This window comes from Bradyrhizobium sp. P5_C11_2 (genome assembly GCF_054049755.1).
The window spans coordinates 1-9,968 of sequence record NZ_JBFULT010000272.1; the positions used below are offsets into that span (position 1 = coordinate 1).

A 9,968-nucleotide genomic window follows, 5' to 3' on the forward strand; every position below is an offset into this window, starting at 1 on the left:
GAGAAAATTCCGCGCTGATCTCTCAGCAATGTTCTGAAATGTTGGATCGCTTCTAAGAGTCTCTCTAAGAAGTTTTCAATTAGCGAAATCGCGTTCCCTCACGTAAGCGTCAGCGCTGCGCAGGCCGTCACGGGACTGACGGCGTGACGCAATAAATACGCAGTTTTGGGGTGCGCGTTGAACAGTCTTGGAATGCTGCGGTCGGCCGTGTTGGCGACCGCATCCGCTTGGGTCTTGATGCCGCAAGCGTCGTTCGCACAATCTTCGCCGCAATCCGGCGCGACGAACCTGCCGCCGGTGACGGTCGCCGCGCCGGAACAACGCCGCCGCGCAGCCACGACCGCGCCGCGCCGTGCGCAGCGCTCGGCACAGAGCGCCAACAGCCAGAAGCCGCAGCCGCAGCGCAACGTCGGCTTCGTCGAGACGCCGCGCGGCCCGGTGCACGGCTACGTCGCCAATCGCAGCTCGTCGGGCACCAAGACCAACACGCCGATCATGGAGACGCCGCAGTCGGTGTCGGTGATCGGCGCCGAGCAGATCCGCGACCAGAAGCCCAACAAGCTCGACGAGGTTCTGCGCTACGCCGCCGGCGTGCGCGCCGGCACCTTCGGCGTAGACACGCGCAACGACTGGTGGCTGATCCGCGGCTTCAAGTCCGACGACATCGGACTGTTCCTCGACGGCATGCAGCTGTTCTACACGTCCTATGCGAGTTGGAAGCTCCAGCCATTCAACATGGAGCGCGTCGAGGTGCTGCGCGGTCCATCCGCGGTGCTCTACGGCGGATCGAGCCCGAGCGGCATCGTCAACGTCATCAGCAAGCTGCCGCCGGCCGAGCCGATCCGCTACATCGAGACCGGCGTCAACAATTTCGGCAACGCCTATGTCGGCTTCGATGTCGGTGGTCCAGTCGCGACACAGCCCGAAAACGGCAAGCTGTTCTACCGCGTCGTCGGCCAGGTCCAGAACGGCCCCACCCAGGTCAACTTCACGCCCGACAACAACTACTTCATCGCGCCGTCGGTGACCTGGAAGCCGGATGCCGACACGACGTTCACGGTGCTGGCCTCTGCTTCCCGGCAGGAAACCCGCGGCATCAACTTCCTGCCCTATCAGGGCACGGTGACCAACGCTCCGTTCGGCAAGATCCCGACCAGCTTTTTCACCGGCGATCCCAGCGTCGACAAGTTCACGCGCGAGCAAGAGATGCTCGGTTACCAGTTCGAGCGAAATCTCACCGACGATTTGACGTTCCGGCAGAATGCGCGCTTCGCCCATGTCGACGTGACCTATCGCGGTTACGTCGGCAACAATTGGGGCGACGTCAACACCGCCACTCTCAATCGCTACAATTGGTATGCGAAGAACACCGCCAATCAGGCCGATCTCGACAACCAGCTGGAGTACCGCTTCGACACTGGTCCGGTGAAGCACACGATGCTGTTCGGGGTGGATCTGAAGGGCTATCAGATCGACGACTACGAGCTTTTCGGCTTCGGCGTCCCCTCGATCAACGTCCTGAATCCGGTGTACGGTCTAAACGACATTCCGTTCGGCGGCGATCCGTTCCRAAACTTTCTCATTACGCAGAAGCAGGCCGGCACCTATCTCCAGGATCAGATGAAGCTCGGCAACTTCACGCTGGTGCTGAGCGGCCGCAACGATTGGGTCGAGACCACCCAGGAGAACCGCTCCACCGGAGCCACGGTCGGCAGCCGCGACGACAGCAAGTTCAGCGGGCGCGCCGGGCTGATCTACAATTTCGACAACGGCATCGCGCCCTACGTCTCCTATTCGACGAGCTACAATCCGATCATCGGCCTGAACGCCCAGAACCAACTGTTTCTGCCGGAGACCGGCAAGCAGGCCGAAATCGGTGTGAAGGTCGCGCCAAAGGGGTTCGACGGCTATTTCACCGTTTCGGCCTTCGACTTGGTTCGTCAAAATGTGGCGACGACGGCGCCGGGCATAGTCCCGGTACTGCAGAACCAGACCGGCGAGGTGACCTCGCGCGGCATCGAGCTCGAAGCGGTGGCCAACGCCACCAAGGAGCTGAAACTGATCGGTTCCTTCACCGCCTATCATCTCTTCACCAGCAAGGACCTCGATCCGGCGCTGGTCGGCAAGACGCCGACCAACACGCCTGAGCTGCTGGTCTCGGGCTGGGCGGACTACACGTTCAAGGACGGGCCGCTCGAAGGATTTGGGTTCGGCGGCGGCGTGCGCTACGTCGGCTCGTCCTGGGCGGACGCTGCGAACACGCTCGAAGTTCCCGCGGTCGTGCTCGGCGATCTCGTGCTCCACTACGAATGGCAGAACTGGCGCACGGCAATCAACGTGATCAACCTGACCGACAAGATCTACGTCGCGAGCTGCGCGGCGGCCTCGTCCTGCTTCTACGGCGATCGCCGGCGCGTCACCGCCAGCGTCTCCTACAAATGGTGAGGCAAATGATGAGGAGAGGCGAGGGAGGACAAGCGTGAAGGCGCGCACGGTCAGGCTCTGGTCGGTGGTCCACACCTGGACCAGCCTGATCTCGACCGTCTTCCTGCTTTTGCTCTGCCTGACCGGCCTGCCGCTGGTCTTCCATCACGAGATCGATGAGCTCCTGGGCTATGCCCCCCAGCCCGAAGCTCATGCGAGCGCGGCGCGCGCGACGCCTCAGCAAGTCGCCAACGCCGCGCTCGCCGCCGATCCCGACGAGCCCGGGATCGTGACGGCCTTCACCAACAGTGCTGTCGACGGGTTCCCGGACAACGCGACCGTCCGCGCCTTCGACGCCGTCTCGGCCAAGCTGCTCGGGCCGGTCGGTGTCGGGCCGATGCTGATCGTGCTCAAGCTGCACACCGACATGTTCGCCGGCCAGGCCGGAAAGCTGTTTCTTGGCGGGATGGGACTGCTGTTCGCCGTCGCAATCGTCTCCGGCGTCGTGCTGTACTGGCCGTTCACCCGCCGCCTGCGCTTTGCCACCATTCGCGATCACGCCTCGCGCCGCGTGATCTGGCTCGACTGGCACAATCTGATCGGCGTGGTGACGGTGGCCTGGGCGCTGGTGGTCGGGCTCACCGGCGTCGTCAACACCTGGGCCGAACTGATGCTCAACCGGTGGAAGGCGACCGAGCTCGCCAGCATGGTCGCGCCCTATGCCGGCAAGCCGCCGCCGTCGCAGCTCGCCTCGCTCGACGGCGTCGTTGCGCGCGCCAAGACGGCGGCGCCCGGCATGGAGATCGCCTTCATCGCGTTTCCGGGCACGCCGTTCACGTCCTCGCACCACTTCGCCGCCTTCATGCGCGGCGATACGGCCCTGACGTCGCGGCTCTTGAAGCCGGTGCTGCTCGACGGCGAGACCGGGGAGGTCGCCGACAGCCGGGCGCTTCCGGTCTATCTCCAGGCGCTGCTGATCTCGCAGCCGCTGCATTTCGGCGACTACGGCGGCATGCCGCTGAAGCTGATCTGGGCCGCACTCGACGTGCTCACGATGGTCGTGATCGGCAGCGGCCTCTATCTCTGGCTGGTGCGGCGGCGGAAGCGGATGCCCGCCCGTCATGACGCATTCGCCAGACGAGCCCCGGTCCCGTCGTGATGCATGGCTCCCGGGACAGCTCGCGCCTGTGGATACGTGTCTTTGCTGCACCTATCCTGCTCGCGGCTGTGACCGTCACCGGTCTCATGGCCGCACTGCTCTGGGGGCCGGTCGGCCAATATGTCGCCTGGGTGACGGTGGGGGCTCCCGTGCTGGTGATCGCCGGGGTCTGGGTGCGCCGCCGCACCAAAAAAACGCAGCAATTTGGCCGGACGCTCCACGGCAAGTAGTTGCCGGGACCTGTGCGCGGCAATCTCAGAGCGGCTGCCGTGCAAAACTGCGGCCACTCTTGCTGGGTTTGGCGATCTGCTCCATACCAGCGCGGGGTGATTCCGGGATTTCCGCCGTTCGGGGAGCGGTAAAGGGCCTAAAAAGAGCGTGTCTTGCGCCCATTGGTGCACTGCGCTAAGGCTCAGAATAATTCCAAATCGGACGAATCCGTGGCTGTCCCGAGGCTGCGGGAAAAAGGGCTCGTCAATGAGCGGCATTCTACAGAACTATCTTCCACTCGTCGTCTTTATAGGGGTAGCGGGCCTCATCGGCCTGGTGCTGCTGATCGCGCCCTTCATCGTCGCGTTCCAGCAACCCGACCCGGAAAAACTCTCGGCGTATGAGTGCGGCTTCAACGCCTTCGACGACGCCCGCATGAAGTTCGACGTCCGCTTCTACCTGGTCGCCATCCTCTTCATCATCTTCGACCTCGAGGTGGCGTTCCTGTTTCCCTGGGCGGTGGCGTTCGGCAAGCTTGGCGCGACCGGCTTCTGGTCCATGGTGGTGTTCCTCGCCGTGCTGACGGTCGGGTTCGCCTATGAATGGAAGAAAGGGGCACTGGAATGGGATTGAACCCTGCACCGTCCGCCGGTCCGGTCATCACGCCGGCCCCCAAGGGCATCCTGGATCCGTCGACCGGCAAGCCGGTCGGGGCCAATGATCCGTTCTTCCTCGAGGTCAATTCGGAGCTGTCCGACAAGGGCTTCTTCGTCGCGGCGACCGACGACCTCATCACCTGGGCGCGCACCGGCTCGCTGATGTGGATGACCTTCGGTCTCGCCTGCTGCGCGGTCGAGATGATGCAGGTGTCGATGCCGCGCTACGACGTCGAGCGTTTCGGCTTCGCGCCGCGGGCCTCGCCGCGCCAGTCCGACGTGATGATCGTGGCGGGAACGCTCACCAACAAGATGGCGCCGGCGCTGCGCAAGGTCTACGACCAGATGCCCGAGCCGCGCTACGTCATCTCGATGGGCTCCTGCGCCAACGGCGGCGGCTACTATCACTATTCCTACTCGGTCGTGCGTGGCTGCGACCGTATCGTGCCGATCGATATCTACGTGCCGGGCTGCCCGCCCACCGCGGAAGCGCTGCTCTACGGCGTGCTGCTGCTTCAGAAGAAGATCCGGCGCACCGGCACCATCGAACGCTAAGGTTTTACGTCATGGACGATGGCAAGCTCGACGCCCTTGGGCAAACGATCGTTGGCGCGCTTCCGGGCGCCGCCACCGGTCATTCGGTCGCCTTCAATCAGCTCACGGTGGATGTCGAGGCCGCCAGGATCGTCGAGGTCGTCAAGTACCTTCGCGACGATCCGAATTGCCGCTTCATCAACTTCACCGACATCACGGCAGTCGATTATCCGGACCGCGAGAAGCGTTTCGACGTGATCTATCACTTCCTGTCGCCGACGCTGAACGCGCGAATCCGGCTCAGGGCCCAGGCCGACGAGACCACGCAGGTGCCGTCGCTGATCGAGGTGTTTCCCGGCGCCGACTGGTTCGAGCGCGAGGCCTACGATCTCTACGGCGTCTTCTTCGTCGGTCATCCCGACATGCGCCGCATCCTCACCGATTACGGTTTCGAGGGGCATCCGCTGCGCAAGGATTTCCCGACCACCGGTTTCGTCGAGGTCCGCTACGACGACCAGGAGAAGCGGGTGGTGTACGAGCCGGTGCGGCTCAACCAGGAATTCCGCAAGTTCGACTTTTTGTCGCCGTGGGAGGGAGCCGACTATCCGGTCCTTCCGGGTGATGAAAAAGCAGGGCCGAAGGTCTGATCATGAACGAGCAACCCGAACAGCTTCGCAATTTCACCATCAACTTCGGGCCGCAGCATCCGGCCGCGCACGGCGTGCTGCGTCTGGTGCTGGAGCTCGACGGTGAAGTCGTCGCCCGTGTCGACCCGCATATCGGCCTGCTTCACCGCGGCACCGAAAAGCTGATCGAGCAGAAGACCTATCTCCAGGCGATCCCTTATTTCGACCGGCTCGACTRCGTCGCGCCGATGAACCAGGAGCACGCCTTCTGCCTCGCCGCCGAAAAGCTGCTCGGCATCGAGGTGCCGCGCCGCGGCCAGCTGATCCGCGTGCTTTATTGCGAGATCGGCCGCATCCTGTCGCATCTGCTCAACGTCACCACGCAGGCGATGGACGTCGGCGCGCTGACCCCGCCGCTGTGGGGTTTTGAAGAGCGCGAAAAGCTGATGGTGTTCTACGAGCGCGCCTCCGGCAGCCGCATGCATGCGGCCTTCTTCCGCGTCGGCGGCGTGCATCAGGACCTGCCGCAGAAGCTGGTCGACGACATCGAGGCCTGGTGCGATCCGTTCCTGAAGGTGGTGGAGGACCTCGACCGCCTGCTCACCGCCAACCGCATCTTCAAGCAGCGCAACGTCGATATCGGCGTGGTGCCGCTGAAGGAAGCCTGGGAGTGGGGCTTCTCGGGCGTCATGGTGCGCGGCTCCGGCGCGGCCTGGGACCTGCGCAAGTCGCAGCCCTATGAATGCTACGCCGAGATGGATTTCGACATCCCGATCGGCAAGAACGGCGACTGCTACGATCGCTACCTGATCCGCATGGAAGAAATGCGCCAGTCGGTGCGCATCATGAAGCAGTGCATCCAGAAACTGAACGCGCCTGACGGCAAGGGCCCCGTCGTGGTCGAGGACAACAAGGTCGCGCCGCCCCGCCGCGGCGAGATGAAGCGCTCGATGGAAGCGCTGATCCACCACTTCAAGCTCTATACCGAGGGCGTCCGCGTGCCGGCCGGCGAGGTCTATGCCGCGGTCGAGGCGCCGAAGGGCGAGTTCGGCGTCTATCTCGTCTCCGACGGCACCAACAAGCCCTACAAGTGCAAGATCCGCGCGCCGGGTTTCGCCCACCTCCAGGCCATGGATCACATCTGCCGCGGGCATCTGCTCGCCGACGTCTCGGCGATCCTGGGTTCGCTCGACATCGTGTTCGGAGAGGTCGATCGGTGATGGCGCAGGCGCCAATCCAGTTTGACCGTGCCTCGGGGGCCCTTGAAGGGGCCAACCTGTGGGAGCGGACGGCTGCCTTGGCGCTGGTGACGGGATCGAAGATCTCGTCGCATTTTTCGCACATGGGCTACATCGCCTGCGCCAACCTGCTGCGGAAAACGCTGCCCGAGCGCAACATCGCGATCAAGCTCAACCCGGACGCGGTGTTCGAATTTCCCTACGGCGACGGCTATTGGAGCAAGCTGCTCAACCGCTCCTACAACTACGAGGACGAGCTGGAGCTCCTGTTCGCCGACTCCATCGACGTCGACTACACGCTGCTCGATTGCGGCGCCAATTACGGCTACTGGTCGGTGCTGGTCTCGAGCAAGCCGTTCGGCTCGCACAAGGCGATCGCGATCGAGCCGTCGGGGCAGAACCATCCGAAGCTCGCCAACAACGCGCGCATCAACGGCAACCGCTTCGAGACCATGAAATGTGCGATCGGCGCATCGCGTGGCACCGCGCGGCTGTCCGGGACCAAGCACGAGGCCTTCAGCATCGCCGGCGACGCGTCGGCGGGCGGCGAGGACGTGCCGGTCATCGCGYTCGATAACCTCATCGACGACGGCAAGGTCGCAAGCGCCGGCAAATATTTGATCAAGCTCGACGTCGAGGGCGTCGAGATCGAGGCGATCAAGGGCGGCGCCCGGCTGCTCGAGGCCGACAGCGTCGTCATGTGCGAGGAGCACGGCAGCGATCGCAGCCACGCGGTGTCGCGCTTCATCCTCGAACAGACCCCGCTGAAGCTGATCGTCTATGATCCCAGCACCAGGCGTATGGAAACGGTGACCGAGCTGTCGATCCTCGATCGCATCAAGGTCTCCACCCACGTCGGCTACAATGTTTTCGGCACCGCAAGCGCATTCTGGCAGGACAGGATCAATGCCCTGAATGCGAAAACCGCGCGCCGCATGCAGTGAGAGATTGAAGAGATGTCCGTCCGCCGATTAGCACCGAAGGAAGTCCAGCCCGCGAGCTTTGCGTTCACGGACGAGAACCTCGCGTTCGCCAAGCAGCAGATCGCGAAATATCCTGCCGGCCGCCAGGCCTCGGCCGTGATCGCGATCCTCTGGCGGGCGCAGGAGCAGCACGAGGGCTGGGTGTCGGAAGCCGCGATCCGCGTCATCGCCGACATGCTCGACATGCCCTATATCCGCGTGCTCGAGGTCGCGACCTTCTACACGATGTTCCAGCTCGCCCCCGTCGGCAAGAAGGCCCATGTCCAGGTCTGCGGCACCACGCCGTGCCGCCTGCGCGGCGCCGAGGAGCTGATCCACGTCTGCGAGCACCGCATCCACCACGATCCCTTCCATCTCTCCAAGGACGGCAATTTCAGCTGGGAAGAGGTGGAGTGCCTCGGTGCCTGCGTGAACGCGCCGATGGTGCTGATCGGCAAGGACACCTATGAGGACCTGACCAAGGAGAGCTTTGGCAAGGTGCTCGACGGCTTTGCCTCCGGCAATCCGCCCAAGCCCGGTCCCCAGAATGGCCGCCAGTTCTCGGCGCCGACGGGCGGACCGACCACGCTGAAGGAGACCACCTGATGCGTGATCTCTCGCAGCCGGCAGTGCAGGGGAACGGTGCCATGAAGAAGTGGGGCTTCATCGCGATGCATGCCGCCGTGGCGGCCACGTTCATCTTCCTGCTGCAGCGTTTCGGCCTGAACGCGTCGCTGGAATCCAGTCTGCTCTGGGCGCTGACTTTCGCCGTCTGCGCCGCCGGGCTTGCCTACAAGCAAGCCAACCGTTGATCGGAAAGCACTGATATGCTCGAGGACAAGGACCGCATCTTCAAGAACCTCTACGGCCTCCACGACTGGGGGCTCGAGGGCGCGCGGCGTCGCGGTGCCTGGGACGGCACCAAGGCCATCATCGACAAGGGCCGCGACTGGATCATCAACGAGATGAAGGCCTCCGGCCTGCGCGGCCGCGGCGGCGCCGGCTTCCCGACCGGCCTGAAATGGTCGTTCATGCCGAAGGAATCGACCGACGGCCGGCCGAGCTACCTCGTCGTCAACGCCGACGAGTCCGAGCCCGGCACCTGCAAGGATCGCGAGATCATGCGGCACGATCCGCATCTCCTGATCGAAGGCTGCCTGATCGCGAGCTGCGCGATGAATGCGCATGCCTGCTACATCTATGTCCGCGGCGAGTTCATCCGCGAGCGCGAGCACCTCCAGGCCGCGATCGACCAGGCCTATGAGGCCAAGCTGGTCGGCAAGGACAATATCAACGGCTGGCCGTTCGACATCTACGTCGCGCACGGCGCCGGCGCCTATRTCTGCGGCGAGGAAACCGCGCTKCTSGAAAGCCTCGAGGGCAAGAAGGGCCAGCCGCGGCTGAAGCCGCCGTTCCCGGCCAATGTCGGCCTGTTCGGCTGCCCGACCACCGTCAACAACGTCGAGTCGATCGCGGTTGCCCCGGACATTCTCCGTCGTGGTGCAGCCTGGTTCGCCGGCATCGGCCGTCCGAACAATGTCGGCACAAAACTGTTCTGCATCTCCGGCCATGTCGAGCGGCCCTGCAACGTCGAAGAAGCCATGGGCATTCCGTTCCGTGAGCTGATCGAGAAGCATTGCGGCGGCATCCGCGGTGGCTGGGACAACCTCAAGGCCGTGATCCCCGGCGGCTCCTCGGTGCGCATGGTGCCGGCCGAGCAGATCATCGATACGCCGATGGATTTCGACTCGTTGAGCAAGCTGCGCTCGGGCCTCGGCACCGCGGCCGTGATCGTGATGGACAAGTCGACCGACCTGATCCGCGCCATCGCCCGCATCTCCTATTTCTACAAGCATGAGAGCTGCGGCCAGTGCACGCCGTGCCGCGAGGGCACGGGCTGGATGTGGCGCGTCTTGACCCGCATGGCCGACGGCCGCGCCCACAAGCGCGAGATCGACATGCTGCTGGAGGTCACGAAACAGGTCGAAGGCCACACCATCTGCGCGCTCGGCGACGCAGCCGCCTGGCCGATCCAGGGCCTGATCGCGCATTTCCGTCATGAGATCGAAGCGCGCATCGACCAGTATTCGCACAAGTCTGACATCGACGATATCGGCGTCCGCGATCCCGTGAACATGGTCGCGGCGGAGTAGGAAGAA

11 protein-coding genes are annotated in these 9,968 nt (G+C 63.9%); all 11 read left to right on the top strand.

The genetic code is table 11. From position 1 onward, the window contains the following. Positions 1 to 192 precede the first annotated feature (192 nt). The 11 genes from ACXJL8_RS23445 (at position 193) to nuoF (ending at position 9,962) form a co-directional block, all read left to right on the top strand. Positions 193 to 2,445 (top strand): TonB-dependent siderophore receptor, encoded by a 2,253-nt coding sequence (locus tag ACXJL8_RS23445; RefSeq protein WP_456685660.1) that lies wholly within the window; start codon positions 193 to 195, stop codon positions 2,443 to 2,445. A gap of 34 nt (positions 2,446 to 2,479) precedes the next feature. After that, on the top strand, positions 2,480 to 3,583 hold the full coding sequence (locus ACXJL8_RS23450; RefSeq protein WP_456620153.1) for a PepSY-associated TM helix domain-containing protein: 1,104 nt from the start codon (positions 2,480 to 2,482) through the stop codon (positions 3,581 to 3,583). After that, the gene (locus tag ACXJL8_RS23455) at positions 3,583 to 3,813 is read left to right on the top strand and encodes a hypothetical protein (protein WP_456620152.1); all 231 of its coding nucleotides are present in this window, start codon (positions 3,583 to 3,585) and stop codon (positions 3,811 to 3,813) included. The genes ACXJL8_RS23450 and ACXJL8_RS23455 overlap by 1 nt, the downstream gene beginning before the upstream one ends. 247 nt (positions 3,814 to 4,060) lie before the next feature. Further along, on the top strand, positions 4,061 to 4,426 hold the full coding sequence (locus ACXJL8_RS23460; RefSeq protein WP_008136158.1) for an NADH-quinone oxidoreductase subunit A: 366 nt from the start codon (positions 4,061 to 4,063) through the stop codon (positions 4,424 to 4,426). Beyond that, on the top strand, positions 4,423 to 5,004 hold the full coding sequence (locus tag ACXJL8_RS23465; RefSeq protein ID WP_456620151.1) for a NuoB/complex I 20 kDa subunit family protein: 582 nt from the start codon (positions 4,423 to 4,425) through the stop codon (positions 5,002 to 5,004). The genes ACXJL8_RS23460 and ACXJL8_RS23465 overlap by 4 nt, the downstream gene beginning before the upstream one ends. Before the next feature lie 11 nt (positions 5,005 to 5,015). Beyond that, positions 5,016 to 5,630 (top strand): NADH-quinone oxidoreductase subunit C, encoded by a 615-nt coding sequence (locus tag ACXJL8_RS23470; protein ID WP_456620150.1) that lies wholly within the window; start codon positions 5,016 to 5,018, stop codon positions 5,628 to 5,630. Positions 5,631 to 5,632: 2 nt separating this feature from the next. Beyond that, positions 5,633 to 6,829 (top strand): NADH-quinone oxidoreductase subunit D, encoded by a 1,197-nt coding sequence (locus tag ACXJL8_RS23475; protein WP_456685661.1) that lies wholly within the window; start codon positions 5,633 to 5,635, stop codon positions 6,827 to 6,829. Beyond that, complete coding sequence (locus ACXJL8_RS23480) at positions 6,829 to 7,791, top strand: FkbM family methyltransferase (protein WP_456685662.1); 963 nt, start codon at positions 6,829 to 6,831, stop codon at positions 7,789 to 7,791. The genes ACXJL8_RS23475 and ACXJL8_RS23480 overlap by 1 nt, the downstream gene beginning before the upstream one ends. 12 nt (positions 7,792 to 7,803) lie before the next feature. Beyond that, positions 7,804 to 8,415, top strand: coding sequence for an NADH-quinone oxidoreductase subunit NuoE (gene nuoE, locus ACXJL8_RS23485; RefSeq protein WP_456620147.1), 612 nt, complete (start codon positions 7,804 to 7,806; stop codon positions 8,413 to 8,415). Continuing rightward, positions 8,415 to 8,621: a hypothetical protein gene (locus ACXJL8_RS23490; protein WP_456620146.1), complete on the top strand. Its 207-nt coding sequence runs from the start codon at positions 8,415 to 8,417 to the stop codon at positions 8,619 to 8,621. The genes nuoE and ACXJL8_RS23490 overlap by 1 nt, the downstream gene beginning before the upstream one ends. Before the next feature lie 15 nt (positions 8,622 to 8,636). Beyond that, positions 8,637 to 9,962 (top strand): NADH-quinone oxidoreductase subunit NuoF, encoded by a 1,326-nt coding sequence (gene nuoF / locus ACXJL8_RS23495; protein WP_456685663.1) that lies wholly within the window; start codon positions 8,637 to 8,639, stop codon positions 9,960 to 9,962. Positions 9,963 to 9,968: the final 6 nt, after the last annotated feature.

Bases quoted from the DNA above. Each gene is read 5' to 3' on its own strand.
- ACXJL8_RS23490 (WP_456620146.1), top strand. From the start codon at position 8,415: ATGCGTGATCTCTCGCAGCCGGCAGTGCAGGGGAACGGTGCCATGAAG.
- ACXJL8_RS23460 (WP_008136158.1), top strand. From the start codon at position 4,061: ATGAGCGGCATTCTACAGAACTATCTTCCACTCGTCGTCTTTATAGGG.
- ACXJL8_RS23455 (WP_456620152.1), top strand. From the start codon at position 3,583: ATGCATGGCTCCCGGGACAGCTCGCGCCTGTGGATACGTGTCTTTGCT.
- ACXJL8_RS23470 (WP_456620150.1), top strand. From the start codon at position 5,016: ATGGACGATGGCAAGCTCGACGCCCTTGGGCAAACGATCGTTGGCGCG.
- nuoE (WP_456620147.1), top strand. From the start codon at position 7,804: ATGTCCGTCCGCCGATTAGCACCGAAGGAAGTCCAGCCCGCGAGCTTT.